At 67.7% G+C, this 16,595-nt stretch carries 13 protein-coding genes and 1 pseudogene; 8 read left to right on the top strand and 6 right to left on the bottom strand.

All coding sequences use genetic code 11. From position 1 onward, the window contains the following. Positions 1 to 153: 153 nt before the first annotated feature. The 4 genes from O1R50_RS14825 to galT are packed head-to-tail and all read left to right on the top strand — an operon-like array spanning position 154 to position 5,072. Entirely contained in the window at positions 154 to 597 is a 444-nt protein-coding gene (locus O1R50_RS14825; protein ID WP_270110860.1) for a universal stress protein, read from the top strand. A gap of 57 nt (positions 598 to 654) precedes the next feature. Beyond that, positions 655 to 2,484 carry a GNAT family N-acetyltransferase gene (locus tag O1R50_RS14820; protein WP_270110859.1) on the top strand — a complete coding sequence of 610 codons (1,830 nt, stop codon included), beginning with the start codon at positions 655 to 657 and terminating at the stop codon, positions 2,482 to 2,484. Positions 2,485 to 2,496: 12 nt separating this feature from the next. Continuing rightward, positions 2,497 to 3,969, top strand: coding sequence for a glycosyltransferase (locus O1R50_RS14815; protein WP_270110858.1), 1,473 nt, complete (start codon positions 2,497 to 2,499; stop codon positions 3,967 to 3,969). Next, entirely contained in the window at positions 3,966 to 5,072 is a 1,107-nt protein-coding gene (gene galT, locus O1R50_RS14810) for a galactose-1-phosphate uridylyltransferase (RefSeq protein ID WP_270110857.1), read from the top strand. Before O1R50_RS14815 ends, galT begins: the two co-directional genes overlap by 4 nt. Here galT and O1R50_RS14805 read toward each other — a convergent pair. Next, the gene (locus tag O1R50_RS14805; RefSeq protein WP_270110856.1) at positions 5,038 to 5,496 is read right to left on the bottom strand and encodes a universal stress protein; all 459 of its coding nucleotides are present in this window, start codon (positions 5,494 to 5,496) and stop codon (positions 5,038 to 5,040) included. The two genes, galT and O1R50_RS14805, sit on opposite strands and share 35 nt — an antisense overlap. A 189-nt stretch (positions 5,497 to 5,685) precedes the next feature. On the opposite strand from O1R50_RS14805, the gene O1R50_RS14800 reads away from it, so the two are divergent. Both O1R50_RS14800 and O1R50_RS14795 read left to right on the top strand, forming a co-directional pair. Then, on the top strand, positions 5,686 to 7,989 hold the full coding sequence (locus tag O1R50_RS14800; RefSeq protein ID WP_270110855.1) for a heavy metal translocating P-type ATPase: 2,304 nt from the start codon (positions 5,686 to 5,688) through the stop codon (positions 7,987 to 7,989). Positions 7,990 to 8,167: 178 nt separating this feature from the next. Continuing rightward, positions 8,168 to 8,332: a hypothetical protein gene (locus O1R50_RS14795; protein WP_270110854.1), complete on the top strand. Its 165-nt coding sequence runs from the start codon at positions 8,168 to 8,170 to the stop codon at positions 8,330 to 8,332. Between the two features lie 109 nt (positions 8,333 to 8,441). Here the strand turns inward: O1R50_RS14795 and O1R50_RS26180 are convergent, their stop codons facing one another. Both O1R50_RS26180 and O1R50_RS14785 read right to left on the bottom strand, forming a co-directional pair. Beyond that, positions 8,442 to 8,759 (bottom strand): alpha/beta fold hydrolase, encoded by a 318-nt coding sequence (locus O1R50_RS26180; protein WP_333490264.1) that lies wholly within the window; start codon positions 8,757 to 8,759, stop codon positions 8,442 to 8,444. A 140-nt stretch (positions 8,760 to 8,899) separates the two neighbouring features. Continuing rightward, entirely contained in the window at positions 8,900 to 9,712 is an 813-nt protein-coding gene (locus O1R50_RS14785) for a hypothetical protein (RefSeq protein WP_270110851.1), read from the bottom strand. 134 nt (positions 9,713 to 9,846) lie between these two features. On the opposite strand from O1R50_RS14785, the gene O1R50_RS14780 reads away from it, so the two are divergent. Further along, positions 9,847 to 10,011 carry a hypothetical protein gene (locus O1R50_RS14780; protein WP_270110850.1) on the top strand — a complete coding sequence of 55 codons (165 nt, stop codon included), beginning with the start codon at positions 9,847 to 9,849 and terminating at the stop codon, positions 10,009 to 10,011. Positions 10,012 to 10,032: 21 nt separating this feature from the next. Here the strand turns inward: O1R50_RS14780 and O1R50_RS14775 are convergent, their stop codons facing one another. Further along, positions 10,033 to 10,386 carry a hypothetical protein gene (locus O1R50_RS14775; protein WP_270110849.1) on the bottom strand — a complete coding sequence of 118 codons (354 nt, stop codon included), beginning with the start codon at positions 10,384 to 10,386 and terminating at the stop codon, positions 10,033 to 10,035. A 388-nt stretch (positions 10,387 to 10,774) separates the two neighbouring features. Between O1R50_RS14775 and O1R50_RS14770 the strand changes: the two are divergent. Beyond that, positions 10,775 to 11,965, top strand: a pseudogene (locus O1R50_RS14770) (IS481 family transposase). 409 nt (positions 11,966 to 12,374) lie between these two features. Here O1R50_RS14770 and O1R50_RS14765 read toward each other — a convergent pair. After that, complete coding sequence (locus O1R50_RS14765; RefSeq protein ID WP_270110847.1) at positions 12,375 to 14,165, bottom strand: ATP-binding cassette domain-containing protein; 1,791 nt, start codon at positions 14,163 to 14,165, stop codon at positions 12,375 to 12,377. Further along, entirely contained in the window at positions 14,162 to 15,889 is a 1,728-nt protein-coding gene (locus O1R50_RS14760) for an ABC transporter ATP-binding protein (protein ID WP_270110846.1), read from the bottom strand. The genes O1R50_RS14765 and O1R50_RS14760 overlap by 4 nt, the downstream gene beginning before the upstream one ends. Between the last annotated feature and the right edge of the window lie 706 nt (positions 15,890 to 16,595).

Raw genomic sequence — 16,595 nt, 5'->3', positions numbered from 1 at the left:
GGTGGCCCTTGCCGATGCGCCTCATCGGTGAAACCCTGAAACTCGCGAGTCGCCGCGGCTCCAGGCACCGCACGGACTTTTCAGGCGAGGACTTTCCGCTCGGCCGGGCGGCGGCCCACCGATCGATCTAGAGTCAGCTTGAGGGGGAGCGACATGTCCGATCGGAAGCAGGAACAGGGCGTGGTCGTGGTCGGTGTCGACGGGTCACCGTCGTCGCGCCGAGCGTTGGACTGGGCGTTGCGGCAGGCCGAAGCCACCGGGATGAAGATCAAGGCGGTGCTGGCCTGGCGTGCGCCGACCGGGTACGGGACCGCTGAGCTGGTGGCGTCCGGTGTGCAATGGGCCGATGAAGCGAGGAACTCGCTGGAATCGATCATCACGCCTGCTTCAGCCGAGTGGCCCCAGGTGCCGGTCGAGCGGCGGGTCCTCGAAGGGCATCCCGCCGAAGTCCTGCTGAAGCAGGCCGAGGGCGCCGACCTTCTCGTCGTGGGCAGCCGAGGCCACGGCGGGTTCGCGGGCGCGCTGCTCGGCTCGGTGAGCAGCCATTGCGCCCACCACGCGACTTGTCCGGTCGTTGTCATCCACGACAAAGTGTGAACGTTTCGCCCGGGCAGCGGACATTCGGCTGCCACATCCTCGCTCGAAGGAGGCACTGTGAACGTTCGTCCCCCACCAGCGGTTGACGCGCTCGACGCCGACGGCGGGATCGTCCGCCTCCGGCCGATCGCTCCGGACGATCTCGAAGCGCTCATCACCAGGCACGAGCGTTGCGCCGCTTCGGACTTGCGCTATCGGTTCTTCGGCAGCGGTCGGGGCGCTCTCGCGATCGAAGCGGGCCGCCTCATCAGTCTCAATGAGACCGGTGAGGGCGCGGCCCTCCCCGTCGAGGACGAGGGTCGCCTGCTCGGAGCGGCCTCCTTCGCCCCCGTTCCGGATCACCCCGACCGGGCCGAGTTCGGGGTCCTCGTCGTCCCCGACCATCAGCACCGCGGTCTGGGGACGCTGATGCTCGAACACCTCGCATCGGCCGCGGCCGCCGCCTGGATCAGGGAGTTGTCAGGCCAGGTGCTGGCCGTGAACTTGCAGATGCTGCGTTTGGCGAAGCGTCTCGTGCCCGGCATTGCCACGCCGTATCAAGGCGGCGTGGCGGACCTGGTCGTCGAAACCGACTTCGACGAGACCCTTGCCGAGGAAGTGGCCGAGCGTGAGCGGGCTTCCGAGCGCATATCGCTGCGGCCGCTGCTCGACCCCGCCTCGGTCGCAGTGGTCGGCGCCAGCCGTTCCGGCAAAGGCATCGGCGCCCGCATCCTCCGGTCCATCGTCGACGGCGGTTTCACCGGACCGGTCTACCCGATCCACCCCGAAGCGTCCGGGCGGCGGACCTGGTCCTCGCTGGCCGAGGCGCCCAAGCCGGTCGACCTCGTCGTGGTGGCCGTCCCGGCACCGGCCGTCGCTGAAGTCCTGCGCGAGGCGGGCGCAGCCTGGGTGCGGGGGGCCGTCGTCATTTCATCGGGGTTCGCCGAGAACGCCGGTGGCGTCGGCGTCGTCGCCGCAGACGCCGCCCAGGCCGCTGGCCTGGAGGTTCAAGCACTGAGCGAGCACGCTCGCCGGCACATCGCACAGGGCGTCTCAAGGGAGGCCGCGACCGACAACCCGGTCGACCTGGGTGCGGCCGCGGGACGCGAGGCGTTCGGCGAAGCACTCGCCTTCCTCGGCGCCTCTCGAGAAGTCGACGCGAAACTCGCGGTCGTCGCCGCGACCGGTGCCAGCGACGTAGAGGCAAACCTGACTGCGATCGCCCGCGCGCTCGACGCTCTGCCAGGCCTTCCCGCCGTCGTCGTCTTGGACGCGTCGACCGACTTGGGCGCCAGGCGAATCCCGGTGTTCGACTTCCCCGAGACCGCTGTCGCCGCTCTGGGCCGCGCCGCCGCATACGCCCGATGGAGCACTAGCCCGCTCGGTAAACGACCGCAGCTGCAGGGCATCGACCGGCACAGGGCCCATGGCATCGTCGAGCGGCTGCTCGAGGACGGCAATGAGTGGCAGACGGTCGCCGAGGCAGCCGCCATCCTCAAGTGCTACGGCATCCCGCTCGCACTGACCGCAACCGTGAGCTCGAAGTCGCGGGCGGTCGCCGCTGCCCGCGATCTGGGATACCCCGTGGCGGTCAAGGCCGATGCCCCAGGGCTGGTTCACAAGTCCGAGGCCGGAGCCGTCCGCCTCGACTTGCGCAGCCCGCGAGAAGTCAGAGCCGCCTTCAAGCAGGTCGCGGCGATCGCCAAGGGCGACAAGCGGGCCGCTGTAGTGCTGCAGCCGATGCTCGAAACCGAACTCGAACTGACGGCAGGCATCGTTCACGATCCCCGGTTCGGCTCCCTCGTCCCCGAGATCGCCGAACTCGACCTCAACCCTCTCTCGAACGTGAATCTGCGGCTGGCCCGCATCGGTGACGAACCCGACCCGATCGCCCGCCGCTTGCGCTGAAGCGAAGATCTTGTGCCGGTACAGCTGACGGAGGCGATGATGATGCTTCAGAACGTTGAGGTGGGCCGCAGCAGTCTGGACACGTACCGTGCCAGCGCGGGCGATGCGGCGGTGGAGGAGCTGCGCAGGCTGGCGGCGCCGCTGCAAGGGCTGCGGGTGCTGCATTTGAACGCCACCGCCTACGGTGGCGGTGTCGCCGAAATCCTGCGGTCGCAGGTGCCACTGCTGCGCGACCTGGGCATCGTCGCGAGATGGAAGACCATTCCCGGTTCCAGCGAGTTCTTCGCCGTGACAAAGGCGATCCACAATGCGCTCCAAGGCGGAACGCGCGGGGTGACGCCGGCCGAATGGGAGATCTACGAGCAGACGTCCGCGCGGGCAGCCGAGAATGTCGAGGAGTCCTACGACATCGTCGTCGTGCACGATCCGCAGCCGCTTATGCTGCGGCATCTGGTCGGCCGCCGCGACGCGGTCTGGATCTGGCGATGCCACATCGACAGTTCGGCGCCCGACCCGGCGGTGCTCGCCAAACTGGCACCGCTGCTGGGCGAATACGACGCCGCGGTGTACACCCTCGGTTCATTCGCCCCACCGGACGCGCCGCCCGGCCGAGTGGAGATCATCCCTCCCGCAATCGATCCGCTCAGCCCGAAGAACATCGACCTCGACAAAGGCCTGACAACCGAGATCCTGGATTGGATAGGGGTGGACGTCACCCGGCCGCTGCTGGTCCAAGTCTCCCGGTTCGACCACTGGAAGGACCCGCTCGGCGTGATCGCCGCCTATCGGATCGTCAAACGCCGAATGCCGGGTGTGCAGCTGGCGCTGGTCGGTTCGATGGCGCTCGACGACCCCGAGGGTTGGCAGGTGTACCACGAGATCAGCACGGAGGCGGCCGACGACCCTGACATCTACCTGTTCACCAACCTCACCGGGGTGGGCAATATCGAGGTCAACGCCTTCCAGCGCCTAGCCGAAGTCGTCATCCAGAAGTCGCTGCGCGAAGGGTTCGGGCTGGTCATCTCCGAGGCGACCTGGAAGGGCACACCGGTCGTCGCCGGCCGGGCAGGCGGCATTCCGCTGCAACTCACCGACGGCGTCGGCGGCTACCTCGTCGACAGCGTCGAGGAGTGCGCTGAGCGGATCCTGGACCTGTTGAGGGACCCCGAGTCCGGTCGCCGCCTCGCGCTCGCCGGCCGCGAACTGGTCCGGCGCCGTTTCCTGCTGCCCCGTCTCATCGGCGATGAACTCCGGCTCTATGCCGATCTGCTCGAACAGCACCCGGCGCCGCCGCGAACGCCGGCGGCGGCCGGGATCACCGGCGAGGACCGCGACCCGGTGTGCGGTATGCGGCTTCACGACGACACCAAGCACCAGCTCAGCCGAGGCGGGAGGCGGTACCGTTTCTGCTCGGCTTCCTGCGCCCGGGAGTTCGCCGCGAACCCGGAGCTGTTCCTGCGCACCGCGAAGCGAGCGGGCCTGTGAGTCATCCCCTGCAGGGCGAGGCCGGGACGGAGGATACGGCGCCGGAACTGCGCCAGGACCCCTTCACCCGCGACTGGGTCGTCATCGCTCCAGGACGCGCCAGTCGCCCGCACCAGGTGCCGGAGCCGACCGTCGAATCGGCACGGCTTCCGGCTATCGACCCGGACTGCCCCTTCTGCCCCGGCAATGAGGACCGCACCCCACCGGAGTTGTGGCGGCTGCACGGCGCCGACGAGAGCTGGGCGATTCGGGTGGTACCCAACCGCTACCCGATCCTGGCCACCGGATCCGGTCCGGTCCGAAGCCGCGTGAACGGCCCGTTCGTCACGGCCGACGGCCTCGGTGCGCACGAGATCGTCATCGAGACGCCGCGCCATGACCTCGACCTGCCCGACCTCGACGATGCAGCAGTGACCGCCGTGTTCGAGGCCTACCGTGCCCGATCCCGCGCGCTCCGCGCCACTCGGCCGGGCCTGGTGCTGCCGTTTCGCAACCACGGTGCCCCCTCGGGCACCTCCCTGCAGCACCCGCACTCCCAAGTCGTCGCCGTCCCGATCGTGCCGCTGCGATTCCGGCAGCGATTCGACATCGCCCGCGCCTACTACGACGACCACGGCAGCTCTCTCAATACCGACGTGACCGCCGCCGAGCTCGACGAGGGCACACGCGTCATCGCCATGTCCGATCACGTCGTCGCGCTCGCGCCCTTCGCCTCCACCGCCCCCTACGAGATGCGAGTGGTGCCGCGCGACCACCAGGCCTCGTTCGCAGACGTCTCCGACGAGACACTCACCGAGACGGGCCGAATGCTTCGCCGCCTGCTTGTGGCGCTTCGGGGACTGCTCGGCGACATCCCCTACAACTACGTGATCATCAGCGCCCCAAGCGAGGAGAAGCACGCGGCCTCCTTCTCCTGGCACCTCGACGTGCTGCCCCGCCTCGTCGTCGCTGCCGGATTCGAAATAGGCACCGGAACGGCGGTCAACCCCGTACCACCCGAACACACGGCCGCTCAACTCAGGCGCGTCATACCCGGACTGCCGGATTCGGGACGCTTACACGGCGGCCTCACCGTCGCTCGTCATCTGACTCCTCGGCTCTGATCACCACGACCGGACAGCTCGCATGCTGGATGCAGCGATGCGTAACCGACCCCACCAATGCGCCGGTGAACCGTCCATGGCCTCGGTTGCCCATGACCAAGATGTCCGCCGTCCGGGCTGCTTCGATGAGAACGTCTGCGGGGTGGCCTTCAACGATCTTGTGCGACACCTCGACCGATGCTCGCCCGGTCGCCGCCTCGCCGATCGCCTCGGACAGCCGAACCGCCGCCCGCTCGGCCGGAACATCGTCGGGATAGACCCGCGCATTCCCGCCCTGACCGCCGTGCGCTTCCCAGGCGCTGACCGCATGGACTGCCGCACCGGTCAACTCGGCCTGGTCCAACGCCCATCTCAGGGCCTGGACCGACGAAGGCGAGCCATCGACACCCACCACGATGCGTCCGTGGCGCACTCCTCGTGACACCGCCGCACTCCCTTCGACCAGATCTCGGTCTCAGTCTTCCTGCAATGCCTCCGGCAGGGGTTGAAACAGCGTTTCGCACGAGCGCGGGTCGGCGGTCATCGCGTCGCATTTCAACGAGTCGGGACGTTCAGCCCAGGGACCGGTGTCCTCCAGTGGGACCATGGAACCGAAGGGAAGGCGACAGATGCCGTGAATTCCTCGAGACTGCGGCGGGCTCTCGGTTTGCTGCGAGCCGACCGTGAGGTGCTGCTGTTCATCGCGGCGACCGCGATGCTGCTGGTAGGCGCTGCGTTCGCGCTCGCACGCGACGAGGAGCTCGCGGCCGGACCGTGGATCGCGGCGACCGCGCTCGGCCTGGCCTACTCCACGGTCACCATCGCGGTGGCGCTGCGGCATCATCGGCCCTCGGTGGACGTGATCGCCTGGCTGGCCCTCGTCGGCGCACTGCTGGTCAGGGAGCCCCTCGCTGGGGCAATCATCGCAATCATGCTGTTCACGGGCGGTCTCCTCGAAGCTCGCGCCTCGGCGCGAGCCAAACGAGAGCTGGGCGCCCTCGCTGCGCGGGCACCACGGATCGCGCGCCGCGAGGACCACGACGGCGTTCACGAAATCCCGGTCACCGAAGTCGGGGTCGGCGACCGCCTCCTGGTGGGCGCTGGTGAGATCGTCCCCGTCGACGGCCGGCTCCTTGAATCCGCCTCGTTCGACGAGTCCGCACTGTCCGGCGAGCCGATGCCCGTCGAGCGTCCCGCCGGCGATGATGTCCGCAGCGGCGTCGTCAACGCCGCGCGTCCGGTGCGGATGGTTGCGACCGAGACCGCCGATCGATCCGCTTACGCGGGCGTCGTGCGGCTGGTCGAGCAGGCCCAAGCCTCAACTGCGCCGTTCGTGCGCCTCGCCGACCGCTTCGCCCTGGCGTTCGTACCACTGACGCTCGCGGTCTCCGGCCTCGCGTGGGTACTTTCCGGCGACCCCGTACGCGCCGTCGCGGTACTGGTCGTCGCGACCCCCTGCCCGCTGCTGCTGGCCGCCCCCATCGCGATCATGTCCGGCCTGTCGCGCGCCTCCCGGTACGGCGTCATCATCAAAGGCGGCGCCGCCCTCGAACAGCTCGCCGCCGGTCGAGTGCTCCTGTTCGACAAGACCGGCACCCTCACCCGCGGGCGCCCCTCCATCAGCGAGATCATCACCGCAGACGACACGGACGCCGACGAGCTCCTCCGCCTGTCCGCCTCCCTCGATCAGACGTCGGCGCATGTCCTGGCGGCCGCCATCGTCACCGCCGCCCGCGATCGCGGCCTCACCCTCTCGAGTGCGTCCGGAGCGGAAGAACAGCCCGGCTATGGCCTGCGGGGCACTGTGGACAGACACGTAGTCCGGCTCGGCAAGGCGGCCTGGATCCTTGAAGGCCCGCCCCCCGCCTGGGTCCGCCGCGCCCGGCGCCGGGCCGCCCTCGACGGATCGCTGACGGTGTTCGCCGCAGTCGACGGGCGACCGGCGGGCGTCCTCCTCCTCACCGACCCACTCCGCGCCGACGCGCCTCGCATGATGCGTGCGCTGAGGAACGCGGGCATCACCCGGACTGTACTGGTTACCGGGGACCGCGCCGACATCGCGGCATCCGTCGGGAGGATCGTGGGGACCGACGCAGTCTACGCCGACCGGGACCCCGCCGAGAAGCTCGCGATCGTCCAGGAAGAGCAGGCCACCGCGCCGACGATCATGGTCGGCGACGGCATCAACGACGCCCCCGCACTGGCCGCCGCCGGTGTCGGGGTAGCGCTCGCCGCGCGTGGCGCGACCGCCTCAGCCGAAGCCGCCGACGTCGTACTCACCTCCGACCGCGTCGACGGCCTGGCCGACGCGATCCTCATCGCCCACCGCAGCCGCCGCATCGCCCGCCGCGCCGCCGGGACCGGCATGGCGCTCTCCGCCGCCGCGATGGCACTCGCCGCGGTCGGCCTCCTGACGCCGACGCTCGGCGCGATCCTTCAAGAGGGCATCGACGTCGCCGCCATCGCCATGGCGCTGACAGTCCTACTGCCCGGGCGGACTCACACCGTGGTTCTATCGGAGGCGGACCTGGCCGCCGCCCGGCGACTGTACGAGCAGCACACCGCCCTTGGTCCGCTGATCGAGCAAGTCCGCGCGGTCGCCGACGACCTTTCAGGCTCCAGACCCGACCTGGAGAGGCTGCGCGAACTGCTCGACCGGCTCGAACTCGACCTGCTGCCGCACGAACGGGCAGAGGAGGAGCAGCTCCTTCCCATCATCGCCCGCGCCCTCGGCGGCCCCGACCCGACAGGCGCCTTCAGCCGCACCCACGCCGAGATCGAGCACCAGGTACGCCGCCTCCGACGCGGCTTCGACGACATCGGCGAGGAACCCGAACCCGACGAACTCACTGACTTGCGCGCCGGCCTCTACGGCTTGTACGCGATCATGCGGCTCCACAACGCCCAAGAAGAAGAGAATGCCTTCAGTCTGCTCTGAGCTCCTCAGCGAGGAAACTCCGCATGGAATCACGCGTCCACCGTCCCGCAGTTTCGACAAGAGGCAATACCGGTCACGCTGGCTTGACAAACTGAGCAGGACCGGATGCACCGTAAGGGTCTCAACCTGGACCAGGAGACACCCGGCACGCACGACCAGCCTGAAGGGAGCACCGGTCATGACTTTCATCTGGTTCATCGTCTGGTTCATCGCGAACCTCGTGGGTACCAACGAGCCACTACTCTTCGACCCGGTCAACGCCTGGACCGGCACATTGATCCTGGCCATCGCCCTCGACCTGTCCGCAGCGCACGCCAGCAACACCGCAAAGCGACGGAAGTGACACGCACCGTGCCGTTCACGGTTCCGTTGCACCCGCGAAGCCCTTTAGTCCGTTGCATCCACGGGCACGAGGTGCAGCTGGTTGGCATTGAGGGGCGGGGTGGACAACTCTAGGGCCGGGCCGCTGAGGACAGGAGCACCATCCCGCGCAGGGCCCCGGGATGGTCGGCGGCAAGCTGCAGAGCGGCGGATCCGCCGGTCGAGGAGCCGACGATGTCCACCGGGTCGCGAAACTGGTGGTGCAGCGCGACGGCGTAGTCGCCGGCGATGTCGGCCATTGTGGTACCGGACGCCATTCCCTGTCGGCGCTGCACCCACCACACGTCATAGTGCCGGGCCAGCGGCCTCAGCTGGCGGACCTGGAACGACCAGCCCATGCCCTGCGGCAGCCTGTGGTGTGTCGTCAGCCCGGGAAGATATACCGACACCCTTCGGTCTTCGGCGGCTCACGAGCGCTGCCCAGGGTCCTGATTACGGGATTCGGTACCTCGGTCGAGCTCTTCGCTGAGCCCTGACCGGATACGTCCGCAGCACTCGGTTCGACTCGTTCGGACGCTTATCCGGGTTCTCATGGAACGGCCCGGGCCCGGGCTGCACGCTTTCTGCTCGGCAGGTTGACCAGCAGCAGAGTGAGAGCGATCAGGAATACGGCGACGATCACGGGCTCTTGGGGGTCGAAAGCCGTTGACCCGGGCACCTCCGCTTGCGCCTGGAACGCCAGCGCCGCGATGTAGCTCAGCTGGTGCACCAGGCCGGACACTGACAGCACCGCCGCCGCCACATAGCCCCATGGTGCCCGGCGCCAGAGCAGCACCGCCGCCAGTACATAAGGCACGACTAGCAGAGCGAGGTCGAGGACGTACGCGAGGTGAAGCCCGGACTGAGACTGCACGAGCAACGTGTCGGCAGGTGGCTGGTCCGTGACAGCCATACGCAGCGAGAAGAAGACCCAGAATGCACCGATGGGAACCGCCAGAAGGAGGAGAAGCACGCTGACGGTCCGCACCGGCGTGCGCTCGCCGAAGCTGTTGGCGATGCCGACCACGTCGAGGTTCGCCAGTGCGAGCACGAGGGCGGCAACCGACAGCGTGAAGACCGCCACGTGGGCCAGGAACACGTCATTGAAGGCCGTCCCGAAGACATAGAACGCGTATCCGTACACGCCGTAGGCCAGCAAGCCCGCCCAGATGAGCCGCGCCCGCGCCGAGCCCCGCCGCGTTAGCAGAGTGGCGGCCAGCAGCCCAGGAGACACGATGATCAACGACACCAGGTCGTAACCTCGGAACATGGCCTCGGTCGCAGGGGCGTCGCGATACAGCCCGGGGATCCACAAGCCGGCCGCAGACGAGACCGCCATCAGCATCACGATCATGTAGGTCAAGCGCCGGGCGATGACGAGTCCGCGCCGCTCGAGCGTGTCCGCTGGTCCCACTGAGCTGGGCTCCGACGACCTCCGTGGACCTCCCCCACGCGGACTCTTGTCGGCTCTCAAGATCATCAGCTCCCAGCGCCCAGTTGGCCGAAGTGACCATCTTTAATTCTGACGCCCGCAACGGTCCTGAAATGGCAATTGGCTACCTGCCTTCAATGCCGAGCGGCTACCTCAGCGGCGACCTTACCGTCGAGGATGCCCGCACCCAAAGCTGCATCAAGGTGCTCCTGCCATGCCTGGCCTCTTGACCGAGCCCGCGATTCAGGGTCTCAGCGTCGCGGTCGAGACCGCAGCGCGACCGTGACGATGCCGCCGACCGAGACCGCAGCGAGCACCGGCACGGCTACTTTCGCAGCCCGCGGCGGCAGCACCAGCTCGAACAGCGGAACAGGATCTGCTACACGTCGTTGCAGCGGCGTAAGCGGGCAGTCGCCCCGACCGATCAGCAGGCCGACGCCTTCCAGAGAGAGGGCCGCGATCGAGAAGGGGAGCATTCGGTCAGGGCGCCCGCTCAACGCGCAGACCCACACATGCGCCAGGCTACCGAGTTCGACCCCAGCGATCGCAATGTGGAGCCCCCGCAGCGCCTTTGCACGCCGGCCGAGCCGTCTCCGTTCACTCATATCCTTAGCATGACCACCTGGCCTGCATTCCGCAGCCGACCAGGACGGGAGCCACCATCAAGACCTAATACATTGCCATCGATATATTCTCTCGCCATGTGGCTCTCACATCTGCGACATGGCAGCTCTTGACCTGGAGCAACGATTAACCAGAGGCTTGCGTGCCCCAGATCATAGACCTGGAGGGTTCCGTGCCCAAGCGGACCGAGGCATCCTGGTTCATCGAGACAAGCGAATGACAAGCGAGAGCTACAGACGACAATGCCCCCAGGCCTGGGACATTGTCCCTGGCCTGGGGCTTCACTGTCGGGCTGACAGTGTCCTCGTTCAGGACATAGGAAACTCATCTCTCAAGTCATAGGAAACGTTTCGGTGTCTAGTCTCGGGCATGTCGAAAGCCCGTCTGGTCATCACCGCCGTCATCCTCGAAGGCCGCTCGCAGACTGAGGTCGCCCACGAGTACGGCGTCTCGAAAGGCTGGGTGTCCAAGCTCGTCGCCCGCTACCGCGCCGAAGGCGCGGCAGCGTTCGAACCGCGCTCCAGACGCCCGAAGACCTCACCGACAGCGATCGGCACCGACGTGGTCGGCCTGATCGCAGAACTGCGCGAGAAGCTCAGCACGGCGGGCCTGGACGCCGGTCCCGACACCATCGCCTGGCACCTGGCCCACCACCACAAGACGACCGTCTCGGCCGCCACGATCAGCCGCTACCTCACCAAAGCCGGCCTGGTCGAACCCGCGCCGAGGAAACGTCCGCGCTCCACCTACATCCGCTTCGAGGCCGCGATGCCCAACGAGTGCTGGCAGGCCGACTTCACCCACTACCGCCTCGCAGACGGCGCCGACACCGAGATCCTCACCTGGCTCGACGACTGCACCCGCTACGCGCTCTCGGTCACCGCGCACGAGCGGGTCACCGGCCCGATCACCCAGGGCACCTTCCAAGCCGCCTATGAAGCGCATGGCGTCCCGGCCTCGACCCTGACCGACAACGGCCTGGTCTTCACCACCCGCCTCGCCGGCGGCCGCGGCGGCAAGAACGCCCTCGAACACGAACTCGCCCGCCTCGGCGTCACCCAGAAGAACTCCCGCCCCAACCGGCCCACCACCTGCGGGAAAGTCGAACGCTTCCAGCAGACCATGAAGAAGCACCTCGCCGCCGCCAACCCGCAACCGGCCACCCTCGCCGACCTGCAAGCCTTGATCGACGCCTTCACCGAGACCTACAACCACCACCGGCCCCACCGGTCGCTCCCGCATCGAGCCACCCCGGCCGCGGTCTACACCACCCGGCCCAGAGCCACCCCGGCACCGACCTCCAGGCCCCCGACCCCGGCCGGATCCGCACCGACACCGTCGACAAAGCCGGATCCGTCACCCTGCGCCACAACGGAAAACTCCACCACATCGGCATCGGCCGAACCTACGAAAGAACCCGCGTCATCCTGATCGTCGAAGGACTCGACATCCGCGTCATCCACGCCACAACCGGCGAACTCATCCGAGCTTTGAAGCTCGACCCCCACCCGCGACTACCAACCCACCGGCCGTCTCAAAGGCCCCGCCAGACCTGCATAGCAAAACAGGCCGAACCTTTGCAGGTTCGACCTGTTTCCGATGTCCTGAGACATCACACGGTCGACCTAATACTCGCTACCTTGAACACTCCACCGCAGGTAGACAGCCTCCCCGGACGCCTGTCCGGCCCGTATCTCGCCGTTGACAGCGTTTCGGGCCCATCCCAGCATTCTGCGACGACCGGCTTCACCATTGAGGACACTTCTGGGCGTATCGCACGCCCGCTACGACGACGCTTGTCCCAGACCCAGCGCGCCGCGCTGGTCGCCGCGTTCGCATCCGGTGTCCGGCAGCGTGACGTTGCGACCCAGTATGGCATCAGCATCCGCAGTGTCAAGCGGCTGATAAGCGCGGCACGAGACAGCGCCTCCTAATAATCTCGGGGGCCTTGCGTTCGCCAGTGAGCCGCTTACGAGTAGGAGGTGGCGTGGATTTCGTACAGGTCGGCATAGGCTCCGTCGGCGGCCAGCAGTTCCTCGTGGCCGCCGGACTCGATCAGACGGCCGTGCTTCATCACCAGGATCAGATCCGCCCCGGCCACTGTGGAGAACCTGTGGGAGACGATCACCGTGATCGAGCCGGTGGCCGAGGCGATCTGCTTGGCCCTGGCCATGTACGAGTCGAACACCGCCTGCTCGCTGGGAGCGTCCAGCGAGGCGGTCGGCTCGTCGAGGAGGAACAGCAGCGGTTCGGCTCGCATGCACGAGCGCGCCAAGGCCACCTTCTGCCATTGGCCTTCGGAGAGCTCCACTCCCCCGAACTTGGTGCCGAGCTGCGTCCGGTCGCCGTCGGGCAGTTTCTCCCGAAGGCCTTCGGCGTTGGCGGCGGCCACGGCCGCGTCCAGGGCGTCGTGGCCGCCGCGTTCGAGATCGCCGATGGTGATCGCCTCGGCGAAGCTGGTCTCGTAGCGGCCGAAGTCCTGGAACGCGGCGCTCATGGCCTGTCGCCACTGCGCGGTGTCGATGGCGGCCAGGTCGGTGCCGTCGACCTGGATCGATCCGGAAACAGGCCGGTGCAGTTTCGCGAGGAGCTTCATCAAGGTGGACTTGCCCGAACCGTATTCGCCGACCACGGCCACCACGGAGCCCGCCGGGATGTCGACCGAGACGTCGTCCACCGCTGGAGTGTCGGTGCCCCGGTAGGTGTACGTCAGGTGCCGCAGGCTGATGCCGCGGTCCAGCCGAGTGGGCGCCGGCGTTCGGGCTTCGGTGTCCTGGTGTTCGGATGCGTACTCGCGCAGCCAAAGGAACGGTTCCAGGACCCGCACGGTCCCGCTGGCGTTGGTGGCCGTCGAGACCGCCTGACCGACCACGTCGCGCAGCAGCGCACCGATGGTGGCGGCCATCATAACGTCTCCGGCGGTCGCTTCGCCTCGACCGACCTGCGCGGCGACGAAGCCGATGCTCACCGTGTAGCCGATCGCGAAGACCACCCACCCGGCGGCCCGCCAGATCCCACCGGAGAGCTGGCCGCGAAGCCGCGTCGAGCGCACCCGTTCGGCTGCGGCGTCGTGCCGCTCGATCAGCTCGGGGCCGGCCCCGGTCGCGCGGATCTCCTTCCCGGCGGACCCGCTGATGCACAGGTCGAACAAGTGGGCCTGGATCCGCTTGTCCTCGGCCAAGGCGAGGTCTGCTCGGCGCTCGCGGGCCTGGCCGCGTCCGTCCAACCAGAGCTGGAGCGCCACGCACGGGAACATGAGCAGCAGCCACGGGCTGACGCTTCCCAGGAGCACCACGGCCAGAATCAGCCGCAGCAGCTGGGCGATCGCTCGCACTGCCAGCGTGAACCCCCAGATGACCGCCCACGATTGCCCGCGCAGGGCGGTCACGCGGTCGAGGAATTCGGTGTGCTCGAGGTGGTCCACTTCGGGAACACCCGCCGCACTGCGCATGACGACCGGTTCGATGCCGGTGTGGCCGGCCTTGTCGATCAGCATCTTCGTCATGACGCCGGTGAGTGCGCCGATGACCCAGTCCAGCGCGTAGGCCGCCGCCGCCACGGCTCCGCCGATGATCGCCATCGTCGTGTCGCGGTCCGCCATCGCGTCGACGGTGACCTTCACCCCCACCGCGGTCAACGCGAAGGTGAACGCGCCAAACACCATGCCCGCGATCATCATGAGGGTGATCCCCGGCTCGATCCGCATGGAGACGGCGAAGAGCTCGGCGTGCAGCCGGGCGTACGTGCGGAGTTTCCTCATCGGAGTTCGCCCTCTTCCAAACGGTCGTCGAATCCGGACTTGTAGCGCTCCGCCTGGAGGTTGAACATGTGGGCGTATGTGCCGCCCAGCGCCATGAGCTCGTCGTGCGTCCCCGACTCGGCGACCGCGCCGTCAGCGAGCAGCACGATCCGGTCGGCGTCACGCACGGTCGAAAGCCGGTGCGAGATCAAGACGGTGGTGAGGTGCTCGTCGTGGCCGCCGAGGCGGTCGAAGAGGTCCTTCTCCGTTCGCACGTCCAGGTGCGCGGTGGGTTCGTCCAGTACCAGGATTCGCGCTCCCCGGTCGACCGCGTACAGCGCTCTGGCGAGCGCCAGCTGCTGCCATTGCCCGCCCGAGAGGTCGACACCTCCCGTTCGGGAACGGTCCAGCGGGGTGTCCAGGCCGGATTCGAGTCCGTCGACGACATCGCCGAATCCGGCCTCGTCCACGGCTTTGCGGATCGAGTCCAGGTCGGGTGCCCCGGGGCTGCCCAAGGCGATGTTCTCGGCGACCGTCAACTGGTACTTGATGAAGTCCTGGAAGACGACCGCCAGGCGAGAGCGCCACTGCGGGTCGTCGGCGATGTCGGTGCCGTCCGCGAGGATGCGTCCGCTCGTGGGCCGGTACACCCCGGCGAGCAGTTTCGTCAGGGTGGACTTGCCCGCGCCGTTGAAGCCGACCACGGCCAGCCGCTCCCCGGGCCGGATGTCCAGGTTGAGGCCCTTCATGACCGGTGCGTCGGGGCTGTAGCCGAAGGCGATGTCCTCGAAGCGGATCAGTGGAGGACCGGACGGTTCGCCGCCGGTCCGCGGTCGGTCGTGTTCTGCGGGACGCAGTCGCTCCCGGAGTTCGGCCAGGTCCGTGATGCCGTGGCGCGAACCCTCCATGTTCATCACCTCGCCGGAGCTGGCGAGCAGGCTGAAAATGCCCCAGGCGGCCGTGAGAGCGGCGCTGGCGACGCCCACTGAACTGCCTTGGGCGGCAGTCGTGTACGCGATCGCGCAGAAGGCCGCGGCCAGTGGAAGCAGGGAGAGCGCGGCGAGCCTCCACTGGGCGCGGGCCATGGCCCGGTCGTTCTCCCATACCGGATCAAGGTGGTTGTGCAGCTCGTCCTGGTGTCGGTTCACCAGCCACTCGGACAGGCCGAACACTCGCAGTTCCTTGGCTTCGGAGCGCTTCAGCGGCATTTCGCCCCAGTACCGGTAGCGGCGGTGGTGCTCGAACCCGCCCGCATAGATCCGGAAGTGGCGCTTCCACATGCGGATCACGATGCCGCGCAAGGCGAACGCCGGCAGCAGGAGGATGGGGACGAGCCAGGGCGACCAGGCGCCGACGACCGACGCGGAGGCGATGAGGCCGACGTATCGCAGGAGAATGTAGAGCGCACCGAGAGCCCCTTGTCCGGGCGTCTTCTCGGTCCAGGCGCCGGGGTCGGCCGCCGCGCTCTTCAGCAGGTTCTGGACCTCTTGTCGCTCGATGATCTCCACTGTGGATGTACCGGTCGCCACGGTTGCGACGGCTGACTTGTGGTGGTTGTCGATGCGGCTGATGGCCAGCAGGGCGATCCAGCGGGAGGAGATCCCGTTGATCTGCCCAAGCAGGAATACCGCGCCCAGGACGATGAGCGGGGCGGTGAAGTCGCCGTCCAACCGTGTAAGGAGCCAGCCGGTCGCCACCGCGCCGACCGCCGGGAGGGTCTCCATGATGAGGCCCTGGACAACCACAGCCCAGAGTGTGCCCGTGCCGGCGTGCCGGAGGAGTCGCAGGAACATCAACCGATCGCTGACCAGGGCGTGAAGGCGTCGCAAGTACAGTCCAAACGGGGAGAGGGGTCGCTTAGATAGCGTTTTCTATGCGATTGAACCACTTCGCTTCGCCTGGTGCAACCGAGAAACAGCCGCCCCGCATGGAGGGCCGGCGGAGGATGGCCATGATGCTGCAGTCATGATCCTCTGGCGTTGACGCCACGCGCAAGCTCAACAGTTGCAGAACAGTGCAGCGGCCATGGCCGGGCACAATCGCGAGATCATACCCGGCCACGGCCGTTCACATCTATTCACAACCGGTCACACGCGTTCACACGCGGTCACAAGTCGGGCTAATACTCGCCTACTTGAACACTCCGCCGCAGGTAGACGCCCTGATCCGGCGCCTGTCAGGCCCATTCCCAAGTAGCGCCAGAGCTTCAGGCCCTTCTTGGCGCTCAGACGCGGCAGGAGAATACAGCGTCGAGAGCGTCTCAAGCCGAACTCCCCGATCGCTTTACCTCCGCCTCTCCCCCGACCAACGAACCACACTAAAGGCTGTCCCGTTATTGCTTGTGCTGCAGGGGTTTAGGATGCCCGGGTGGGTGTGGTGACAGCGGCTGAGGAGTGTTGGATCGAGCCGTTCTCAGGGCTGCGGCCCAGGGTGTTCTCCCGCCTCGTGCGC

The organism is Glycomyces luteolus (assembly GCF_027622875.1).
GTDB lineage: Bacteria > Actinomycetota > Actinomycetes > Mycobacteriales > Micromonosporaceae > Glycomyces > Glycomyces luteolus.
This window is presented reverse-complemented; position numbering and strand designations above follow the sequence as displayed.

Bases quoted from the DNA above. Each gene is read 5' to 3' on its own strand.
- O1R50_RS14825 (WP_270110860.1), top strand. From the start codon at position 154: ATGTCCGATCGGAAGCAGGAACAGGGCGTGGTCGTGGTCGGTGTCGAC.
- O1R50_RS14795 (WP_270110854.1), top strand. From the start codon at position 8,168: ATGACTTTCATCTGGTTCATCGTCTGGTTCATCGCGAACCTCGTGGGT.
- O1R50_RS14775 (WP_270110849.1), bottom strand. From the start codon at position 10,386: ATGAGTGAACGGAGACGGCTCGGCCGGCGTGCAAAGGCGCTGCGGGGG.
- O1R50_RS14765 (WP_270110847.1), bottom strand. From the start codon at position 14,165: ATGAGGAAACTCCGCACGTACGCCCGGCTGCACGCCGAGCTCTTCGCC.